The sequence below is a fragment of the Deinococcus arboris genome (genome assembly GCF_009755355.1).
GTDB classification, from domain to species: domain Bacteria; phylum Deinococcota; class Deinococci; order Deinococcales; family Deinococcaceae; genus Deinococcus; species Deinococcus betulae.
The window spans coordinates 1-19653 of record NZ_WQLB01000037.1 but is presented as its reverse complement, the minus strand read 5'-3'; the positions used below and the strand labels follow the sequence as shown (position 1 = coordinate 19653).

Sequence of the window (19653 nt, the reverse complement as noted above, 5' to 3'; positions counted from 1 at the left end):
TCAGGATTAGCCTCCTCTACACACTGCTCTACGTCACCCGGGGATTGGGTTTACCCTGGCGGCAGGCTGCGCAATGGTGGAGTCACTATCTTCAGACGCCACTACTACCTATCAGTCCAGCGAATGGAAATGGGAGTGGCGATACCCTTGAGCAGTATTACCTCACCGGATTGTGGTTACTTACTGCTCTGGTCATTGGGATTGTTTGGGCTATCGCGGAAAGGCGCCTTCCCCGCCTTCAAGAACTGACTCAGTCCCTCAAGTGGCCTTACCATACCTTCCTTCGCTATGGCGTCGCAGCGGTCCTATTGACCTATGGCTGGATCAAAGTGTTTCAGTTTCAAATGCCCAGACCGGATCTGGTACAACTCTCTCTCCCTATGATTGCCATGTCTCCCATGGGGGTTCTCTGGCGAACGGTTGGGATTTCACCGCTGTATCAGACAGTGGGGGGTCTGGCAGAGATTCTTCCTGGTCTTCTGCTTCTATTTCGCCGCACTAGCTTAGCGGGTGCGTCGATTGGCCTCGGAGTAATAGGATACGTTTTATTACTAAATATGAGTTTTGATGTACCAGTGAAGATTTTTAGCATCCATCTTCTGATGTTCTGCTTAATTCTAATCTTTCCATATCGATATCGTCTTATAGCTTTATTCAGTGGACGTGCCGCGCCAGCCGTAGCCTTCCCATTATCAACAATGAAAGTAGGATTGGTGTGGCTCGACCGCACTATAAGAGTTGTCCTTCTAGTCACGCTTCTCGTACTTGTACCCTGGCTGAGCTTTACCAGTACTCAAGCAGCGAATGGGCAAGCCGTTACACACGACATGGCAGGTATCTACCGTGTGCTTGAAGATTCTAATCCCGCTCAGCTTCAGGTCAAAGATGACAACCGTTGGACTCAAATAGTATTAGGGGACCGTCTGTACTCAGCTTCTGAGCAAGCGAGTCGCATGCGCGCTATGGTCAATACAGTGAGCGGTGAACGCTTATTAGGCGCCTACCTCTTGAACACGTCTTCTAATCAATTGAGTGTGGCACTTCAAGGCAAAAATATTAGTTTTGATTATATTAAGCTCGGCCAGGAAGTGATCTTGCAGGGTACTGGTGATAACTCTCAACGCCGTTTAGTCCTCGTTCGTGATACGAAGGATGAGCTCTTAATGACGCGCGGCTTTCACTGGATCAGTGATCAGCCTTTCAATCGCTAAAGTGCGTATGTGAAGAGTTTTTTAGCCTCTACATTGACGTGGATGTCAGCCGTCATCGACGCCACACACCTCCAGTTCTTGATCTTGCAACTTATCCCAGAGTTTGAAGTAGATGACGAACGAACATCAAAAGGACGGCCACCAAGCGAAGCCTGGCTGTTCATGCATCTGTTGGATGTCGTTGATCCTTGGGTACGTGCTGGTGATGAAGCACGAATTCAACCTATCTTCGCGCTCATCGAACGCTGCCAGATTGAAGGCACAACAGCAGTCGCCAATGAAGCCTGCACTTGCTTCTTGGAAAGCCTGTCAAACCGATTATTGATCACGGCGTAGGTTTGCATCCATAAGGAGTTGTGGGAGGCCAATATACCGGACACGTTGCCACGCTCCGATCAGCTTCTCCTTCAAGACCGTCAAGGTGCGGGCACAAAAATTTCCCAGGACGTTGCGCTTCACATACGCCCACACCAGCTCAATAGGGTTCAGCTCGGGAGCGTACGGCGGCAAATACACCAGTGACAGGCGTTCGTGGCGAGCCACGAACGCCTGCACGACTTTCGTCCGATGGACGCCCACATTGTCGAGCACCATCACAATGTTTCCCTGGATATGGCGCAGGAGGTGTTGAAAAAAGTGGACCACATCCCCACTCCGGATCGCGCCTGCCTTCGTGTTTTGCAAGAACTGTCCACCCGACGTGATCGCCCCAATCGTCGAGAGCTTCTCCCAGTTGGCTGGCAAGGTGACCAGGGGTGTGACACCTCTGGTGGACCAAGTCCGTCTGCGGACCCCTTTCAGGGCAAACCCCACCTCATCGAGGTACACGAGCGTGGCGCCTTCAGCGACCTTTTTTTTCCAACTCCGGGGCTACCTGTTCTTGCCAGGACGCAATCCGAAGTTCATGGCGTTCCGCTGCCCGGCCATCGGGCATCTGCGGGGTAAAGCCCAACCGGCGCAGGATGTGCCGGACATGGTCATGGTGGTACCAGACCTCGAAGTGCCGGCCGATCAATGCACTGACACGCCGGGTCGTCCAGGTTTCATCCCGAAAGCCGTGATGCACGGCACCCTCCCGCAGGAGGGTGCGCAAGTGCTCTCCTTGCTCTGCCGTGAGCCGTGAGGCTGGACCGCTGGCCACCGTGGCCTGAAGACTGCCGGTGCGTTTGAGCCGGCCTTTCCAGCTGTACACGGTGTGTACTGAGACCCCGAAGTGATCGGCAATCTCCTGATTCTTGTGCGTCCCGCGTGCGATCCATTCAAGCGCCGCGAGGCGGCGCTCTTCAAGTTGAGCACGCGAGTAATGGGTAGGCTGCCATCCGGGCATACCTCAAGAACCCCGTTTAGGGCCTGAGGCAAGGAACCTGGACTTCTAGAGATGTCCAGAGCGGCCAGTCTGCTGGCCTGGCGCATCTCAGTCGCTTGATTCCAGGTGCCCGGCCCACTGTGTCATCAGTTCGGCCAGTTCTTCCCGGTCAATAGAGGCTTCGAACGTCGCGTACTTAGCGGTAATCACGATGTCTCGACCCTGGGCTGCCAGGATGTACCCGGCAGTGTCGAAGAAGTAACCCCGAAGTATGGTGCGTGCCGCACTGCTGATATGCCGTGCATCGTCTTCGTCCTGTAAGTCGCCACACAGGCTGCTGAGATGTGCGAGCAGAATGCGGTCTCTAGAGCCAATCTCTTCGAAGACAGGCTCGTTCCAGGCTGTGCGACCCGCTATTTTCATGCCTGAACAGCGTACCCGTTTATTGATCGCGGTATAGATTCGTATTGAGAAGTTGTCGTGGCAGCTTGACGTATCGCACACGCTGCCAAGCCCTCGCCAGCTTCTGCTTCAACAGCCCGACTGTACGGGCACAAAAGTTGCCCAGAACATTGCGCTTTATATAGGCCCAGACCAACTCGATCGGATTCAGCTCCGGGGCATATGGCGGCAAATATTCCAGCGACAAGCGTTCGTGGCTTGCCACGAACGCTTGTACAGCTGTGGCTCGGTGAATGCTCGCGTTGTCCAGCACGACGACCATCTCGCCCGTCACATGACGCAGCAGATGTTGAAGAAACTGGGTGACATTGCCACTGTTGATGGCGCCAGCTTTGGTGTTCTGAAAGAAGCGTCCATCTGATGTGATCGCCCCAATCGTCGACAGCTTCTCCCAGTTTGCGGGGAGTGTGACCAGGGGCGTGACGCCCCTGATCGACCATGTCCGTCGTCGCACCCCCTTCAACGCAAAGCCCACCTCATCCAGATAGATCAGCGTGGCGCCCTCAGCGACCTTTTTTTTTCAACTCGGGTGCCGTCTGTTCTTTCCAGGTGGCCATCCGCAGCTCGTTGCGCTCTGCGGCGCGTCCATTCGGCAATTGTGGGGTCCAGCCCAACTGGTGCAGAAGTTTGCGGACGTGATCGTGGTGATACCAGATCGCAAACCGCCCGCCAATCAACTCACTCACCCGACGAGTGGTCCAGGTCTCGTCGGGGAACCCATGGGCGAGCGCACCCTCCTGCAGGAGGGTGCGCAGTTGCGCGTGCTGTGCAGAGGTCATCCGTGACTGGCGACCGGGAGCGACCGTCGCCTGAAGGGTCCCTCTCTTCTTCAGGCGTGCATTCCAGGTGGTGACGGTCACGACGGAGACTCCAAAATGCTCAGCGATTTCGCGGTGGGCGTACTTGCCCTCTTGCAGCCACTTCGCAGCGGCCAGTCGACGCTCTTCGAGTTGGGCACGGGTATATCGGGTCGGCTGCCATTCCGCCATACCTCAAAATACCAAGACGGATTTGCGCCGTTGTCAATAAGATGACATGAGGTTGTGTGCGATGACAGCCAGGACGACACGAAACCGCAATGAGGTCAGGGTTTTCGTTTGAACCGAGCGGACCTGAGCCTCGACCAGTTGAGAAAACACGGTTTCAATGCGTTTGCGTAATTTCGGGTGCCGGTCTTGTCGCCACCCGGTGTCGTACCGGGTGTTTTTCTTAGGTGGGAAGGTGAAGCCCAGTGCGCAATACCCTTTGTCTCCGATGACTTTCGGTCCGCCGAACGCTGGCCAGCGGCTGTTGAGCTCATAGGCGACAGTTGTGTCCTGCAGGTTCGCAGGTCGGATCACGTATTGCATGACCTGCCCACGCGGTGACACCCAGGCATGAAGTTTGAAGCCGAAGAAGTCGCCCTGCGTGCCGAATCCCCACCTCGCCCCGGGAAACGCACAGCGTTTCCCCCGTTTAGGACGACACACCGGGAGCGGCATTGAGTCCACCACGACTTCCGCACACGGCACAGGTGGGCTGACGATGGCTTCAAGCGGTCCGAGAAGACGTTGCCCCCGAGTAAATGCCTGGGTGTAGCTGGGAAGCTGGGGCCGGTCTTCCCGCAGGATATTCCACCAAATGGACGGATACGGATGTTGAAACACGTACCGAGAGAGGAGCAGTGCGACAAGGTACGCATCGGTGACCTTCTGATGTCGGCAGCTCTTCTGGTGCTTGAAATGTTTTCGGGCCCAACGAAGCAGGCGACGAATGACACAACGACGACCTAAACGGTGGTGGAGTCGATATCTAGCCATACCCACTCCATTTTCATTGTCCTGGACACCCTGGAGCGGCCCTCACTCAGGCCCTAAACGGGGTCAAGAATATCAATGCTAATCCGCATCGTGATCAATAACACTTCATGCTCTGCACGGAAAGAGAATGCGCCACCACACCTCACTCGTGCGGCGGCGGTTGGTCGGGATCGCAGTAATCAATGGCCGCACTTTGAAACGTCCCCGTCACAATTTCACGCTTAAAGGGATAGCCGACCCGGACACCTTCCGCCGCGCATTCGAGGGTGAATCGCTCACCGACCGCTACGGCCGTGTCGCCCAGCACGAGGGGCCGCTGAGCTTCAAAAATAGAAGCGTATGGAGTGCAGAAGTAAAAGCCGACTGGCTGACCCTTCTTGCTCTTGGCCAGTGCGGCACCACCTGTCTCAACGGCTCGCCGGATCTCGTCCCAGAGGGCAACACTGGCGGCTGGGTTAGGATCAAGCGACCACATCTCACCAATGACCCGAGTCGCTTCCGGGTTGCGTTTCAGCGAAGCGACAGAGGCCGCGTCCGTCATGGCCCAGGGGTTAAACCCTGGCTCGCCCGGCAGTGGCGTTCGGTGAAATGGGCGGCCATCCCTTGATGGCTGGGCGCTCTCAGGAACCCGCTCCTCCAAAAGGGCGGGATAACTGATCAGCTGCCCCACACGGTAGAGCGCCTCAATCGCCGCCTTGGCCTTGGTTTCAATCTGTTCGTGAACTTCAGTCGACACTCCTGGCCGGTACATGCTCGCCGCGTACTGAGCCCCAGACATCGCGGCAGCGAACTGACCCCTGAGTTTGGCCACTTTGGCCTGATCGGCCGCTGGCGTGGCCTGTTCAAGGTTGTGCATCGCGGCTTCGGCATGCAGCCGCAGCGCCTCCAGGGCGGCCATCATGGCGCTGAGGTGGGGCTGAGGACAGGGCTCAACCGGCGACCAAGCTGGAAGAGCCGCTGGGAGGGTGCCCGGGGGCAGATCAAATTCCGGATCGTGCTCGGCCTGACTCGCGTACCCGAGCCAGCGCTGCACTTGTTGATAGTAGGCCTCAACCTGGTCATAGGTCACAGGCGGCACGAAGCCCACCGTGTCCGGGTCGGCAGCCTCGTCAGCTGCCAGCATCTTGTCGCCCAGGGTTTGCAGTGCAAAGGCGTTCCAGGCGCAAGCGAGCTCCAGGCCGACGTGACGCTGGAGGGCAAACGGACTGACGCCGCCGACCAACAGATCGAAGCGCCGGCGCTCGGCGGCATCAAGTAAGGGATGAACGGCGGCGCCAGCCTGCCGATATGCGTACAGGGTCTGCGCGTCGCGCTCGCCCCGTGTAAAAGCGCGCACGCGCGCCCAAATGCCTGGCGTATCCATGCCGCTCACTGTACGGGGAGTTACGCACCTACGATGGCGAATTGCTTGAGGAGACGCGGGCGCCCTCCGCCTACGATGTCCCAACACCTGATCGGATGACCAGACATCCCGTTGACACGGGCCACCTAGCGTGCCGGCATGACTGTGATCAAAACCACGCTGTTGACTGGCAGCCTGCTGACGCTTCTCGCTGGCTGCGGTCTCAACAGCCAGACCATGACCGGACCCAACCGCCAGTGGTTGGCGGGCGACTCCCATATCCATAGCTACTACAGCCCTGGCTATGACACCAAGACCACGCCGCCCACGCCCATCGTGGGTGGGCCTGACGGTGACGCGCAGTACACCATCGGCAAGAACGCCGAAATGGCCGTGAAGTATGGCCTGAACTGGATGGTCATTACGGACCACGGCGGCCCCAACCATTCCAAGTTGAACATGGAGCGCGCTTACCCTGAGCTCCAACAGGCCCGCACGCGCTTTCCCCAGCTCCTCAGCTTTGTCGGCATGGAACTGAACATGCCGGCCATGGACCACCACACCCTGATGATTCCCCGGAGCGAGAAGGAATCGCAGACCCTCGCAGAGATTGAAAGCCGCTGGGACGCCCGCGAAGCATTTCCAGTCGACGCCTCCCGCAACACAGAAGACAAGGCGCTCCAGACCATCAACTACATCAAGGCCATGGACGGCACCAAGCCCATTCTCATGGCCAATCATCCGGCCCGGTCCGCCACGGCCCTGGGCACCTACGGCAGCGACACTCCCCACGAACTGCGCAACAACAACGACGCGGCGCCCAACGTCTACGTCGGCTTCGAAGGCGCGCCAGGACATCAGGCTGGGGCTCTGAACCCGGACGGTAGCCTCAAAGCAGGTGCGGGCAACCGGGGCGCTTACGGCAACGCCCCCACCTACGGCGGCTTTGATCAGATGACGGCCCGTCTGGGGGGCCTCTGGGACTCCATGCTGGGAGAAGGCCGGCGCTTCTGGATTGTGGCGACTTCAGATTCCCACGTGCATTACACCGAGGGGGGCGCCGACTTCTGGCCTGGGGAATACCAGAAGACATACGTGAAGGCTGAGCCGTCCTATGACGACATCCTTGACGGCCTGCGCAGCGGCCGCACCTTCGTGACGTCCGGTGACCTGATTTCCGAGCTGGATGTGACGGCCTCGACTGGACCGTCCAGTGCCGCGACAGGTGGCACTCTGAAATTGGGCGGCGCCAAAGACGTTACGGTCACCATCCGGCTGCGGGACCCGGCGGGCAAAAACTTCCACAATGACGCCCCCGAAGTCAAACGGGTGGACCTGATCGTCGGCCGGGTCACGGGCAAGGTGGCCAGCGCGCAGTACGACAGCGACACCAACCCCACGACAACCGTCGAGCGCCGCCTCAGCGCCGCCGATTGGAAGCGCGAGGGCGAAATCGTCACCATGACCTACACGCTCAAGAATGTCAGCGCTGACATGTATGTGCGGGTGCGCGGCACCAACACCGACCAGCAGGAACCGGCAGCTGATCCCAAGGGCGAGAACCCCTGGGCCGACCTGTGGTTCTATTCAAACCCCGTTTTTATTGAGCAGTAACGGAAGGCCAGCGGGACCAGCCCCAGGCTGGTCCCGCTGCCGTGCCCTGAGAGGTACAGCTGCTCACGCCGCCCTGTGGGGCGTTTCCAAGCTTCATCTGAGGTGCTTTTATGCTTTCTCGAACGCTCAACCGGATGCTGACCTGGGTTCTGACGCTGAGCCTGGCTATCATCACTAGCCGCGCCGAGGCGCACACCACCTCGGACTACCAACTCAATCTCTCGGTCGGAGGAACAGCGCTGCAGGGCACCTGGGACGTGATGCTGCCCGACCTCGCCGGGGCCGTTCCGCTCGATGCAGATCAGGATGGCCGGGTCAGCAATGAGGAACTGACCCGCTCAGGGGCCTTGGCGCGGGATTACATGCTCGCCCAGCTTCAGGTCAAGGCCGACGGCCAATCCTGCACCCTCACGGATCAGGCCATGCAGGTGGGCAAGAAAGACACGGGACGCTTTCTGCGGTTACAGCTGGCTGGGCAGTGTCCGTTGACGCCCAGCACGGTTCAGGTGACCAGCCGACTGTTCATGGACCAGAAGGACACGGCGCTGCACCGTGGTTTCCTGAATCTGGAAGCGGGCGGCCGCGCCTCGACCAGTGTCTTTACCCCAGCGTCCATCACGGCAGAAGTGACGCTGGCCCGGCCAGGGGCGTGGCAGAACTTTCTGACCTTCATCTGGTTGGGCATGACGCATATCTGGGCGGGGCTGGATCACGTGCTGTTTCTGCTGACTCTTCTTCTGCCGACCGTACTCAAGCGTCAGGGTGGACACTGGCAACCCGTGGGGCACTTCCGCGAAGCCCTCGTCAGCGTGATTAAAGTGGTCACCGCCTTCACCGTCGCCCACTCCGTGACCCTCACACTCTCAGCCCTGGGCATCCTGACCTTTCCATCTCAAGTGGTGGAGTCAGTGATTGCCGCGTCCGTCGTGTTCGCGGCCCTGAACAACCTGGTCCCACTGGTCCAGGAGCGGGCCCGCTGGGCGGTGGCGTTCGGATTCGGCCTGATGCACGGCTTCGGCTTCTCCAGTGTGCTGAGCGAACTGGTGGAAGACCGGCGAGCGCTGGTGCAGAGTCTCCTGGGCTTCAACATCGGCGTTGAACTGGGCCAGTTGGCCTTGGTGGCCGTGGCGGTCCCCCTCCTGTTCTGGATCCGGGCTACTGTCTTTTATCGGCGGATGGTGTTTGCCCCAGCCTCGGTCGGTGTGGCTGTAGTGGCCGCCATCTGGCTTGTGCAGCGGGCACTGCCAGCCACAACCTGAAGCCCAAACTCGTGGGCAACTGCAGTGCCCACTGCGCTTCGGTGTGACTGAACAATCAACGCTCCAGGCGCCTTATGATCAGGGCTTGATGTCCAGCCGCCCCACGCCTGCACTCCCCACTGCCGAGCACCTCCGTCAGCTCCGCTTCGTCTATGGCCCCTTGAGCCCCGCGTTCGTTGCTGATGAGCTGGGCCGCACTCTTGAGCAAGCCGTGCAGGACCTTTACGGTGCCGCTGCCGCTGAACACTGTTGGGTCCGCCTCGGGGATGTGGCGGCTTTGGCTGGCGTCCGTGTGCGCGAGGTTCGCCAGTGGGCGCAGCGGTCGCATATACCGAGCCTGCCCGGCGGCACCCCGCCACGAACCGCCGCGACCCTGCTGCACCTCTCGGACGCCGCTCACTTCCTCCAGACGTGGACCTGGCCCTCGCCCCACCCGCTCTGGGCCTTCTTGCCCCGCCAGGCAGCGCCCAGGCTGAACAGCACGCCTCCGGTCGCTTCCGTCCAAGAGACGGAGCTCGACTGGCAGCTGGCCCGGCAGGCGGCCTGGCCGATGACCGTTGAGCGTCTGGCGGACGCGCTGTATGGGTCGCGCACTTCCGCTCTTCAGCAAGCCCGGCGACGCCTGCGCACCTGGGAGAAGGAAGGACGCGTCACTTGCTTCGCCAAAGGCCTGTACGACTTGGTCCGGCCGACACTGATCTTAGATCCTGCCCGGTACGGCCGGGGCGTGTTGCCTAAAGCCAGCACGCAGAGACTTCACTCCCACCATCCAGAGGTGCGGCACTGGCCTGCTTCGCCCCTCGCGGCCGCGTGGCGCGCCTACAGCCGCTTGTATGGACCGGCCCTACTGCCGGTGTCAGACCGGCGGGAATCCACGTTCTTGGAGTACCTGATGGTCCGGCAACTCCACCCGGCAGAGTCGACCCTTCAACTGGACGCCCGGTATGACGCCCTGTGCCGGGAGACCGCGCTGTACCGCCTGGGCACAGTGCCACTGCTGCCGGCTGCGGCTCCAGGGACCGCCGAAGTCACCGCTGAGAATATCCAGGCAGGGCTGGTTGATTTTCAGGCGCTGGTGGCGGCCACCCGTCAAAAGCTTCAGCGCGATTTCGAGCGGAGCCAAGTGGCCGAGCGGCGTCCTTAGCCACTGCAGGCGTCATTCAGGGCACCTGCTGTTTACCCTTTACGGACCGTGCGGCTGGCCAAACGACTTCTCAAGGTCTACCGACCCGCTCAAGCGCCTCGTCACCGTTCTGAAGCTGCGACGTCCTGCACTGGCGCCAGACCCAGTTGCAGCGTATAGCGGGTCCCCTGCCCACTGTCCAGCGGCGAACGCCCCGCACGCCGCATGACGTGCGTCATATACAGCTGCACCAGGTCCTGCTGCAGCGCCTTCGCTTCTAGCGGCGTGAAGCTCACCGTCACGTTCGTGTACCAGGCCGCCGGCGCTCCGGGTTTCAGCAGGTCCTCCTGGCGCCAATCCGGATCGTGATCCGGCGCAGCCTCCCAATTCAGTGAGCCGTTCGCCTGCTGGTACATCCGCACATGCCAGCCCCCGCCCTCACCGACGACGGCCTGGATCAGGCCCCGGCCGAACTCTTCCCGCCGGCGACTGTCGTGGTGCATGAAGAGAGCCAGAAGCGTCTCTGCTTGCAGAGCAGTGAACGGCAAAATGAAACGGTCACCAACAGCCTGATACCGCTTGACTTTCCGGCCCGGTCCAGACGACAGGGGCAGATCCACTAAGAGCCCCAAGTCTGTCAGCCGCTCAATTTGATACAGCATTGTGTCCAGCCGCACGCCCGCCGCGCGGGCCGCTTGACTGGCCGAGAGCGCTGACCCCAGAAATGGCCGCAGGTATTTCAGCTGATCCCGGTGTGCCAGGACCTGCGCGGCTCGGGGGTCGGTGACGCGGTGCCAGTCTCTTGTTGAAAACGACGCTTTCTTTTCGACCATGATGCGACCTACTTTACTCAAGGCGCATAAAACTCATCTGTGAAACCGACCTGCACGCCGTCCTGCAGGAGGATTTCCTGCGTCTAAAAGGAAGTTCCATGAAGACATTCCACCTGATCGCCTTGCCGCTTCTCCTGGCGGCCTGTGCCCAGCCCACGCCACCCACCGCCGACACTCCACCGGGCAAATTTGGGCGCTTGGCCCTCCCGAGAGACGTGTACGACACGGATCTCAAAATGGCTCAAGCCAGCAACGGCTACACCTATGTCACCACCGAAGATGTGGTTGCTCAACTGAACAAGACTGGTCTTCAGTTCCCCGTCACTGAGAGTCTGCCGGAATGGGCGCGTGCCCTGGTGGACGGCCAGCGCCAACTGACTGCGGGCAGTCTCACCACAGGGCAGCCGATTGACGTGGCGTCCCCTGTTCAAATGACGGCCACCGAAGGAGAGACCAAAGTTTCACAGCGCGCGCTCTCTGAACTTGGCAATGCGGTACTGGTGCCTCTGCATTTGAAGGATGGCCGCACGGCTGGTCTGGCTCGGCTGCCGCTCTACCGGGACAACGAAGTGACGGCCTCGAATACGGAGTTCATTCTGTTTGAGGAGCCCGTTCAGCGGTTGACCTTGGAAGCAGACGCACGTGAGTTCCGGCCGTCAGAGCAGGCGCGTCCAGTGGGCAAGGGTGAATTCACCCCACAACCCGCTGAAGATGGACCTTCGGTCTTGTTCGCGGTGGCCATGACGGCCGCTGGCACGTATTCACCCTTTGATATTCGGTGGGCGATTGTGCCGACTGAAGGTCAAGCCGTCACTTTGATTCCGCTGGGGCTCCCCGCGTTCTACACCAGCCGCGGTGAGTATGTTCCCGCGTCTGATGAACCAGTGTCTTCTGTGGCGTCTCTTCAACCCGTACCACCTGAAGAAGCGCAGCGTGTGCAGGACTCATTCACTCGACCCAGCAAATCACCATACATGTTTGAAGGCAAAAAAGGACGACACTTATGATCCGGCTCTCAGCTCGTCTTCTGTTGACCACCCTCCTGCTGACTGGCGGCACGGCGTATGCGTGGAAGCCCATTACCCATAACTATCTGGCGGAAGAGGCGCTGCGAGATGCGCTCGACGACGGCTTCGTCACAATCCCCGTGCTGGCCAATGGGGCGCCGCAAAACCCACCGGTTACGCAGACGTACCGAGTTGATCCTGACTTGCTGCTGGCCCTCCGTGCCAATACCGCCCAGTACCGGGCCGGCGTGCTCGGGCCAGATGCTTATCCAGATATCGCCACTGGGCAACAGGTGATTCATCCGCCACACTCAGCCAACAAGGACGACGGTTCTGTCCGGAAAGGGTCAGATGACTGGCTCCAGCACCTCTACACCAAAGGGCAGCAGTCCCAAAGTGGGGCGGTCAAGGCGTTTGTCACCGGCTACCTGACTCACGCAGCAGGCGACGTCTTCGCGCACACCTTCGTCAATGCGTATGCTGGCGGTCCATTTGATGTGGATCCACATACCAACGCGGCAAAACATTTGGTGATCGAAGGCTATATGGGCAAGCGAACGCCAAACTTGGTGGAGTATGACTATTCTGGCATGGTCACCAGCGGCCGATTCGATGGCGGACTCAATAATCGGACATTCTATCCGAGCGGAGATTTCAGCATCAACGGCGTAGAGAACTTTATCTACGATGAGATGATTGACATTTCTCGGAATACATCCCTCAAAACTCTCTATGAGGGGCGAACAAATGTCGCTTCAATTCCCTACATTTACTCAAACCTTCGAAACGTCCTGGGAAAACACATCGACTGGTATTACGACGAGAAGAGATCCCTAGAGACAAAAATCAAAAATTGTAAATTCTATGATATCTGGTGCATGAACAAGTACAATTTTCTCTACCTCAATCATGTAACAGTGGTTTGGGCGACAAAAGAATATGCAATTGAGTGGCAACGTGACATTGATGACGGCCTCAAGGAATGGGCCAAGACGAGTCACGAACTGGCCCTTCAAATGATTTATCCCTCGTCAGATGGCAACCCAGCCAATGCTGGGATTGATGCCGATCGACGAGCGAAAGTCAGCGACATTATCGATGATTATCTGTTCAACCATCTGGCCAGTATGTCGGGTGCCCCGGATCAAGCTGGCCGCGTGGCCTACTGGGTGCTCAAGTTTATCGACGAACAGTTCAATATGCCGGAGTCCATCAAGAAGGCGAAGGCCAATCTGATCGACTTCATGCTTAAGAATGCAACAGGCAAGACCAGGACTGAATGGGAAAGTTACATCACCAGTCCAGAGCAAAAATTTGATCCCGTAATGACGATGGCATACGGCATTGACAAGGACACTCGTCTGCCGCAGCAAGGCACGCTCATCAATCTCCAGCAGATGAATCAGACTGTGCTGAATCTGCCTCTAGACAGCAGTGGTCAACCCGATCCTGCTTACAACCGCCCAGAACTCCGCTTTTCAATTGATAAGTTTTCGCCCGCTTACAATACCTTGATCATGAGCAAACTGGTGCTGCTGAGCCCATCCGAGTTCTCCCGCTTTGTCCAGGGACTGCCATTTGAGGGGACCCGGCCCACCTCAGTTCGGCCCAACGCCATGCTGGGTTTCGTGTATTCCCTGGATGGCCGGAAGGATAAGCAAAATCCACGCGTGTTATCAGAGGTCTATGGGGATTGTGGAGCCTATAACGCTGTCTTCAAACCTCAAATCGGGGATGACCGCTGCACCAACCGAAACACAACTCCCGCTCAACCGGTGCCTGGAAATCCCAGTGGTCTGACCGCAACGCCAGAGGATAGCCGGGAAGTGTCGTTGGCGTGGGTTGCTGGGTCCGGGGCAACTCAGCATACGGTTGAGCGCCGAGCTCTCCCCTCAGGCACGTACGCAGTGATTGCCACCCTGGGAGCAAATGCACAAGGGTTGACTGATCTGAATGTGCAGCCATCAAGGCGCTACGCCTATCGAGTCAAAGCTGGGAACGCAGCAGGCTACAGCACAGGTACCGAGGTCAGTGTGACGACGCCAGCGGATCAGGCGCCTTGCCGTCCCACCGGCACAGCAACCGGCCAACCGTCAAGCAAAACCGACGAGGCCGCACCTGATTTCGTCAAACCCTGCTGAACCCTGATTGAAGGGCCCGCCTCTGACTTCGTGTGTCAGAGGCGGGCCCTTTGAATCTCAGACAAGATCGAGAGACGCTTTCAGCCAGGCATGAACGTTTGAAACAGGAGATAGGCGTTCAAGCTGATAATCAGGGCCGCGATGCACCAGCCAATCCCCTGAACCGCGCGCGAACTGACCAGTTCCCCCATGACCTTCGGCTGAGCCGTAAAGATCAGGAGTGGCACCAACGCGAACGGAATCCCGAAACTCAGGATGACCTGCGACAGAATCAGCGTGTCCGTTGGGTTCAGGCCCAACAGAATCACGGCGAAAGCGGGCAGCATCGTGATCGTGCGCCGCAGCCATACGGGAATGCTGAACTGCACGAAGCCCTGCATCACCACCTGGCCGGCCATCGTGCCGACTGTGCTGCTCGACAGCCCAGAGGAGAGCAGCGCCAGACCGAAGGCGATGGCCGCCGCGCCACCAAGCAGGGGCGTCAGGGTGCGGTACGCCAGAGTCAGATCCGCAATGTCAGTTCGGCCCGACGTGTGGAAGGCGGCGGCAGCCGCCGCCAGCATGCTCATGTTGATCAGGGCGGCCAGCCCCATCGCCAGAAAGATATCGGTGCGCGACATGCGGGCCACCTGCCGCTTCTCGGCGGCGGTCTGTGCCGGAATCCGGTTCTGCGTCAACGCACTGTGCAGGTAGATCACGTGTGGCATGACGGTGGCCCCGATGATCCCAACAGCCAGATAGAGGCTGTCTGGACCCTCGAAGCGCGGCACAAAGCCGCTGAGCGCCTCAATGCCAGGGTGACTCAGCACGATCTGCACGAGATACGCCAGCGCGATCACGAAGACGAAGCCGGAAATCGCTAGCTCCAGCGGCCGAAAGCCCCGTTTCTGCAGGGTCAGCAGACTGAAGGTAATGATGGCCGTCAAGACCGCGCCCCACAGAAGTGGAATCCCGAACAGCAGCTGAAACGCCAGCGACGCGCCCAGGAACTCGGCCAGATCGGTCGCCATCGCCACCAGTTCCGCTTGAACCCAGTAGGGCCAGGCGAGCCGGGGCCAACGTTCCCTGATCATCTCCGGTAGATTCTTGCCAGTGGCGATGCCCAGCTTGGCGCTGAGATCTTGAATGAGCATCGCCATGAGGCTGGCCGCCAGAATAACCCAGAGCAGCAGGTAGCCGAACTGCGCGCCACCCTGAATGTTGGTGGCAAAGTTTCCAGGGTCCATGTAGGCCACCGAAGCCACGAAAGCGGGGCCCAGGAACGGCAGGAGCCGGGCCGCGCCGCGCCGCGTGGAGCGGCCACTCAGGACATCGGTCGCTTCGGTGGTCATCCGCTCATCAAAACTTGGGGCTGGAGACTTCATGCAGAAACCCCCTGGGCCACGCGAACTTGACGGGCCAGCGTGACTGACAGCACCAGGGACGCGGCGCCGCTGACCTGCACCGTCACCGTGCCCAGCGCCGGACTGGTCTCAAGAAGTGTTACCGTGACGCCCGGCGTGAGGCCGTGTGCCATCAGCCCTTTGAGGGCCGCCGGGTCATGAGGGACGCGCAGGATGCACACAGGTGCGCCAGGGGCAGCCGCAGTCAAACTCACTTCACTCCGGGAAGGAAGAGTCCCGTCAAGGCTTGGAATAGGGTCGCCGTGTGGGTCAAAGGCCGGCTGGCCCAGCCAAGCGGCAATGCGGGCTTCGAGCTTCTCACTGATGACGTGTTCGAGTTGCTCGGCTTCCTCATGCACCTCGTCCAGCGGAATACCGAGGGCTTCATGGAGGTACAGCTCCAGCAACCGGTGATGCCGCAACACTTCGAGTGCCACGGCTTCACCTTCCGGCGTCAGGCGCGCGCCCTTGTACGGGAGGTGGGTCACCAGGCCCTGCTCGGTCAGGCGGCGCAGCATCCCGGTCACACTGGCGGGATTGACCCCAAGCGTGTCGGCCAGCGCCTGCGTGTTCACCGCGCTCTGCTGTCCCAGGAGATAGAGGTATTTGAGGTAGTCCTCGACGGCGGAGGACAGCGTACGGTGCGTCATGCCCCTAATTTAGCTCAGACTAAAACTGGAGGTAGGCTGCGCCTAATACGTCGACCATGAGGTAGTAGAGAAAAGGATAGCCATAGTTTGAGCTGCACCTTGACATTTTTTTAGGTCTGCCTAATATGAAGTATGGTCTCATCTAAAATAAAGTCGTCTGGTCACCGGCGGCTCCCGTGAGTTGGCTGCGCTCGTTCTTGTCGCGGCGCGATGTGCTGCGGGTTGGCGCTGGCGGCGCGGCTGTTCTGGCGGGCAGCGCGGCTCTCGGGCAGGGCCGCACGGCACACGGTGCTGGACATGCTGAAGCGGCTTCTCCCGGCTCAGCGGTTCCAGCCGCTCACGCGGGCCATGGCAACAACCTGATGGTCGGAACCGTCAACCACAAGCGAAACGGCTTCGACCCTATGGCGATGCTCACTGACTGGGACTGGGGCAAAGCCAGCATCCTCCCCAGTGGTCAGACCTTACGCGAATACACCATGATCGCGCAGAACAAGGACATCGAGATTGCGCCGGGTATCTTTTTTCCCGCCTGGACCTACAACGGCCGGGTGCCTGGGCCCACCCTGCGCTGCACGGAAGGTGACCGGCTGCGCGTCACCTTCATCAACCAGACGGCCCACCCCCACACCATTCATTTCCACGGCGTGCATGCTGCTGAGATGGACGGCGTGCCTGGGTCCGGCCCTGGAGAAATCCAGCCTGGCGGCCGGTTCGTCTACGAGTTTGACGCCGAGCCGTTCGGCTGCCACCTCTACCATTGTCACGCCACCAGTCTCAAGCGCCACATTCACAAGGGGATGTACGGCGCCTTCATCGTAGACCCCAAAGGTGGGCGGCCGCCCGCGCAGGAGTTCGTGATGGTGCAGAACGCCTTTGACACCAATTTCGACGGGGCCAATGAAATCTACGCGGTCAACACGGTGGGTTTCGAGTTTGCGCGTCGCCCTATACCGGTGCGCAGGGGCGAACTGATCCGCATCTACCTGGTCAATATTCTGGAATTCGACCTGATCAACTCGTTTCACCTGCACGCGAACTTCTTCAATTACTACGACACCGGCACCACCCTGGAGCCGACCAGCCGCATCGTCGACACCATCACGCAGGCCCAGGGCCAGCGCGGCATTCTGGAATTCAAGTACAAGTTCACGGGCAACTTCATGTTTCATCCGCACATCAGTGAATTCACGGAACTGGGCTGGATGGGCTCGTTTCAGGTGGTCGAGCCAGAGGCCTATCCAGCGGCCTTGAAGGCCGCCGGAGTGGACGACCAGTGGGCGCGGCGCAGCCGGCAGGGCACCGCCGGAGGCCAGTCGTGAGTGCGCCGGCGGCGCCCGCCGGCCGCTGGGCCAGCCTGTGGGGCCTGGCGGTGGTGCCCCTGTTGCTGCTGGGCGCTGTGCTGGCCTACCTCGTGGCCACGGGCGGCGGCTTGAAGACCTTACAGGGCCCACCTGTCGAGCAGCTCAACATTGGCCGCGTCACCCTGCCGGAACGCGGCGTGATTCAGGTGCAGGTCGTCAATGATGGGCCGCAGACCGTGACGGTGCCGCAGGTGATGGTCGATGACGCCTTCTGGTCGTTCACTGCTGACCCGCCCGGGCCCATTCCCCGTCTGGGCCGCGCCACCTTCACGATTCCGTACCCCTGGGTGGAGGAGGAAGCGCACAAGGTCGCCCTGCTGACCACGCTGGGCACCGTGTTCGAGGCGGAGATTCCCGTGGCCACCCTGACGCCGCAGCCGGGACGCGACCTGTTTCTCCGCTTCGGGCTGGTGGGGCTCTACGTGGGGGTGGTGCCGGTGGTGCTGGGCATGCTCTGGTTTCCCTGGATGCGCCGCCTGAGTGCGGGTGCCATGAACTTCATCCTGGCCCTGACGGTGGGTCTGCTGGTGTACCTCGCCGTGGGCACGTACCTGGACGCCCAGGAGTTCGCGGCGGCGCTGCCGGCCTTCTGGCAGGGCACGGCAGCGGTGCTCCTGATCGCCCTCCTGACCCTGGGTGTGTTGCTGGCGCTGGGGAGCAAACGCCGGACCGAGGAAGCGCCCCTGGGCCTGTCGTACCGGATCGCCACCGGCATTGGACTCCATAACCTCGGTGAAGGCCTGGCCATTGGGGCGGCTTTTGCGCTGGGCGAAGCGGCACTCGGCACCTTCCTGATTCTGGGCTTTACCCTGCACAACATCACGGAGGGCCTGGGCATCGTCGCGCCCGTGGTGCGCCAGCAACCGAAATTCGTGCAGTTCGCTTGGCTTGCGCTGATCGCGGGCGGGCCGGCCATCCTGGGCACCTGGCTGGGCGGCTTTGCCTTCAACCCGGTCCTGGCGACGGTCTTTCTGGCCGTGGGGGTCGGCGCCATCGTTCAGGTGGTGTGGGAGGTGGGCCGCCTGGTGGCGCGCAATACGGCGGCGCTGGGCGCGCCGCTGGTCGGCTGGTCGACCTTGGGCGGGTTCACGGTCGGGGTCGCCCTGATGTACTTCACGGCGTTCTTCGTCAAGTTTTAAAGGACCGGCCCAGGGAGCGTGGCTCTGGGCCTCTTACTTGGCTCTGTATATGAATGTATGCTCAGATATGGAATCTCAAGTGTCTTATCCAGTTTTGTTTGCCGTGACGCTGCTGTACGTGTTGCTTGCGTTCGTCTGGCGCTCGGTGCTGGTCTGGCGGCGAACTGGCGTGAACCCCTACGTGCTGCCCAAAGATGACAGTGCGCAGGGATATGTGGGCTCGGCTATGCGCCTCCTGCTGGTTGTCTTGGTCCTGACCACAGGGGCGCTGGCCCTGATGCCGCAGGCCGAGGCTCTGGTGGGGTCTTTACTCTGGCTGACCAGCCCTGTGCTGCAGGGGGTGGGCTGGCTTCTGATGGTTGGTGCGCTGGGCCTGACCCTGGTGGCGCAGACCCAGATGGGCACGTCTTGGCGGATCGGACTGGATGAGGGTGCGCGGACCGCGCTGGTGCAAAGCGGCGTGTTTGCCCGCTCGCGCAATCCGATCTTCCTGGCCATGCGGCTGATGCTGTTGGGCTTCTTTCTGGTCGCACCGAATGTCCTGACCTTGACGCTGCTGGTGGCCGGAGACATCCTGATGCAGGTGCAGGTGCGGCTTGAAGAGGCTTACTTACAGGGTGTACACGGCGAAACATACGCGGCGTACCGCGCGCGGGTGCCCCGCTGGCTCTGAGCCGCTCACGATCATAAGCGCCCACCACCATGGACAAAGAATGGCAGCTGCCTGTGATCAGCAGCCGCTGGTCGACGTCCTGAGTAAGAGTCAGGTGCAAACCCGACTATTCGGTTCATTGCTACCGCAATGCTGGCATAGCGCTCTCACCCGTAGCTGAGGTACGAAGCTGATTCCAGCGCATGACAAGCGATGCAGACCATTCATGGCAGTGAGCCCCAAGCGACTGGCGATGACCTCCAGAACCGCCGTCAGGCGCTCTGTTCGTCCCAGGTCTCTAGCAGCGGTTGTGGCAAGTTGTTAGCGTTGGAACGATGAAAGAGCCTGGGTGAAGCAGGTGGCCTGAAC

The 19653-nt window shown here is 60.1% G+C and carries 19 protein-coding genes; 10 read left to right on the top strand and 9 right to left on the bottom strand.

Annotated features, from left to right (window positions below; translation table 11 throughout):
• Window positions 1-380: 380 nt before the first annotated feature.
• Window positions 381-1211, top strand: a complete 831-nt coding sequence (locus GO986_RS19405) for a hypothetical protein (protein WP_157461133.1) — start codon at window positions 381-383, stop codon at window positions 1209-1211.
• A 42-nt stretch (window positions 1212-1253) separates the two neighbouring features.
• Window positions 1254-1547, top strand: coding sequence for a DUF7674 family protein (locus GO986_RS19400; RefSeq protein WP_157461131.1), 294 nt, complete (start codon window positions 1254-1256; stop codon window positions 1545-1547).
• Here the strand turns inward: GO986_RS19400 and GO986_RS22665 are convergent.
• The 5 genes from GO986_RS22665 to GO986_RS19375 form a co-directional block, all read right to left on the bottom strand.
• Window positions 1530-2538, bottom strand: a protein-coding gene (locus tag GO986_RS22665; RefSeq protein WP_198170832.1) for an IS630 family transposase whose coding sequence is annotated in 2 segments (ribosomal slippage) — window positions 1530-2066 and window positions 2068-2538 — 1008 coding nt in all. Because the reading frame shifts where the segments join, the coding sequence is not laid out codon by codon here. The two genes, GO986_RS19400 and GO986_RS22665, sit on opposite strands and share 18 nt — an antisense overlap.
• A gap of 87 nt (window positions 2539-2625) precedes the next feature.
• Entirely contained in the window at window positions 2626-2940 is a 315-nt protein-coding gene (locus tag GO986_RS19390; RefSeq protein WP_157461129.1) for a hypothetical protein, read from the bottom strand.
• A 19-nt stretch (window positions 2941-2959) separates the two neighbouring features.
• Window positions 2960-3968, bottom strand: a protein-coding gene (locus GO986_RS19385) for an IS630 family transposase (protein WP_157461127.1) whose coding sequence is annotated in 2 segments (ribosomal slippage) — window positions 2960-3499 and window positions 3501-3968 — 1008 coding nt in all. Because the reading frame shifts where the segments join, the coding sequence is not laid out codon by codon here.
• Window positions 3969-4001: 33 nt separating this feature from the next.
• Window positions 4002-4778, bottom strand: a complete 777-nt coding sequence (locus GO986_RS19380) for an IS982 family transposase (protein ID WP_157461125.1) — start codon at window positions 4776-4778, stop codon at window positions 4002-4004.
• 142 nt (window positions 4779-4920) lie between these two features.
• Window positions 4921-6141 carry a hypothetical protein gene (locus GO986_RS19375; protein WP_157461124.1) on the bottom strand — a complete coding sequence of 407 codons (1221 nt, stop codon included), beginning with the start codon at window positions 6139-6141 and terminating at the stop codon, window positions 4921-4923.
• A 138-nt stretch (window positions 6142-6279) separates the two neighbouring features.
• On the opposite strand from GO986_RS19375, the gene GO986_RS19370 reads away from it, so the two are divergent.
• Complete coding sequence (locus tag GO986_RS19370; RefSeq protein ID WP_157461122.1) at window positions 6280-7734, top strand: CehA/McbA family metallohydrolase domain-containing protein; 1455 nt, start codon at window positions 6280-6282, stop codon at window positions 7732-7734.
• Window positions 7735-7868: 134 nt separating this feature from the next.
• Window positions 7869-8993 carry a HupE/UreJ family protein gene (locus tag GO986_RS19365; protein ID WP_157461121.1) on the top strand — a complete coding sequence of 375 codons (1125 nt, stop codon included), beginning with the start codon at window positions 7869-7871 and terminating at the stop codon, window positions 8991-8993.
• A gap of 55 nt (window positions 8994-9048) precedes the next feature.
• Here GO986_RS19365 and GO986_RS19360 read toward each other — a convergent pair whose 3' ends face one another.
• Window positions 9049-9321, bottom strand: a complete 273-nt coding sequence (locus GO986_RS19360) for a hypothetical protein (protein ID WP_157461119.1) — start codon at window positions 9319-9321, stop codon at window positions 9049-9051.
• A 447-nt stretch (window positions 9322-9768) separates the two neighbouring features.
• On the opposite strand from GO986_RS19360, the gene GO986_RS19355 reads away from it, so the two are divergent.
• Window positions 9769-10137 (top strand): hypothetical protein, encoded by a 369-nt coding sequence (locus GO986_RS19355; protein ID WP_157461118.1) that lies wholly within the window; start codon window positions 9769-9771, stop codon window positions 10135-10137.
• Window positions 10138-10238: 101 nt separating this feature from the next.
• On the opposite strand, the gene GO986_RS19350 is transcribed toward GO986_RS19355, so the two are convergent.
• Window positions 10239-10970 (bottom strand): helix-turn-helix domain-containing protein, encoded by a 732-nt coding sequence (locus GO986_RS19350; protein WP_157461116.1) that lies wholly within the window; start codon window positions 10968-10970, stop codon window positions 10239-10241.
• Between the two features lie 194 nt (window positions 10971-11164).
• On the opposite strand from GO986_RS19350, the gene GO986_RS19345 reads away from it, so the two are divergent.
• Both GO986_RS19345 and GO986_RS19340 read left to right on the top strand, forming a co-directional pair.
• Window positions 11165-11956 (top strand): hypothetical protein, encoded by a 792-nt coding sequence (locus tag GO986_RS19345; protein WP_157461114.1) that lies wholly within the window; start codon window positions 11165-11167, stop codon window positions 11954-11956.
• Window positions 11957-11979: 23 nt separating this feature from the next.
• Window positions 11980-14097, top strand: coding sequence for a fibronectin type III domain-containing protein (locus tag GO986_RS19340; protein WP_157461112.1), 2118 nt, complete (start codon window positions 11980-11982; stop codon window positions 14095-14097).
• Between the two features lie 80 nt (window positions 14098-14177).
• Here GO986_RS19340 and GO986_RS19335 read toward each other — a convergent pair whose 3' ends face one another.
• Together GO986_RS19335 and GO986_RS19330 are read right to left on the bottom strand one after the other, a co-directional pair.
• On the bottom strand, window positions 14178-15461 hold the full coding sequence (locus GO986_RS19335; protein WP_232337908.1) for an Nramp family divalent metal transporter: 1284 nt from the start codon (window positions 15459-15461) through the stop codon (window positions 14178-14180).
• Window positions 15458-16129, bottom strand: a complete 672-nt coding sequence (locus GO986_RS19330) for a metal-dependent transcriptional regulator (RefSeq protein WP_157461110.1) — start codon at window positions 16127-16129, stop codon at window positions 15458-15460. The genes GO986_RS19335 and GO986_RS19330 overlap by 4 nt, the downstream gene beginning before the upstream one ends.
• Before the next feature lie 176 nt (window positions 16130-16305).
• Here GO986_RS19330 and GO986_RS19325 point away from each other — a divergent pair, with 176 nt between their 5' ends.
• The 3 genes from GO986_RS19325 (at window position 16306) to GO986_RS19315 (ending at window position 19305) form a co-directional block, all read left to right on the top strand.
• On the top strand, window positions 16306-17451 hold the full coding sequence (locus tag GO986_RS19325) for a multicopper oxidase domain-containing protein (protein ID WP_369409484.1): 1146 nt from the start codon (window positions 16306-16308) through the stop codon (window positions 17449-17451).
• The gene (locus tag GO986_RS19320; protein ID WP_232337907.1) at window positions 17448-18632 is read left to right on the top strand and encodes a ZIP family metal transporter; all 1185 of its coding nucleotides are present in this window, start codon (window positions 17448-17450) and stop codon (window positions 18630-18632) included. The genes GO986_RS19325 and GO986_RS19320 overlap by 4 nt, the downstream gene beginning before the upstream one ends.
• Before the next feature lie 67 nt (window positions 18633-18699).
• Window positions 18700-19305, top strand: coding sequence for a methyltransferase family protein (locus tag GO986_RS19315; RefSeq protein ID WP_157461108.1), 606 nt, complete (start codon window positions 18700-18702; stop codon window positions 19303-19305).
• Window positions 19306-19653 lie beyond the last annotated feature (348 nt).

Bases quoted from the DNA above. Each gene is read 5' to 3' on its own strand.
- GO986_RS19335 (WP_232337908.1), bottom strand. From the start codon at position 15,461: ATGAAGTCTCCAGCCCCAAGTTTTGATGAGCGGATGACCACCGAAGCG.
- GO986_RS19315 (WP_157461108.1), top strand. From the start codon at position 18,700: ATGGAATCTCAAGTGTCTTATCCAGTTTTGTTTGCCGTGACGCTGCTG.
- GO986_RS19400 (WP_157461131.1), top strand. From the start codon at position 1,254: ATGTCAGCCGTCATCGACGCCACACACCTCCAGTTCTTGATCTTGCAA.
- GO986_RS19365 (WP_157461121.1), top strand. From the start codon at position 7,869: ATGCTGACCTGGGTTCTGACGCTGAGCCTGGCTATCATCACTAGCCGC.
- GO986_RS19330 (WP_157461110.1), bottom strand. From the start codon at position 16,129: ATGACGCACCGTACGCTGTCCTCCGCCGTCGAGGACTACCTCAAATAC.
- GO986_RS19375 (WP_157461124.1), bottom strand. From the start codon at position 6,141: ATGGATACGCCAGGCATTTGGGCGCGCGTGCGCGCTTTTACACGGGGC.
- GO986_RS19360 (WP_157461119.1), bottom strand. From the start codon at position 9,321: ATGCGACCGCTGCGCCCACTGGCGAACCTCGCGCACACGGACGCCAGC.
- GO986_RS19380 (WP_157461125.1), bottom strand. From the start codon at position 4,778: ATGGCTAGATATCGACTCCACCACCGTTTAGGTCGTCGTTGTGTCATT.
- GO986_RS19370 (WP_157461122.1), top strand. From the start codon at position 6,280: ATGACTGTGATCAAAACCACGCTGTTGACTGGCAGCCTGCTGACGCTT.
- GO986_RS19390 (WP_157461129.1), bottom strand. From the start codon at position 2,940: ATGAAAATAGCGGGTCGCACAGCCTGGAACGAGCCTGTCTTCGAAGAG.
- GO986_RS19405 (WP_157461133.1), top strand. From the start codon at position 381: ATGATTGCCATGTCTCCCATGGGGGTTCTCTGGCGAACGGTTGGGATT.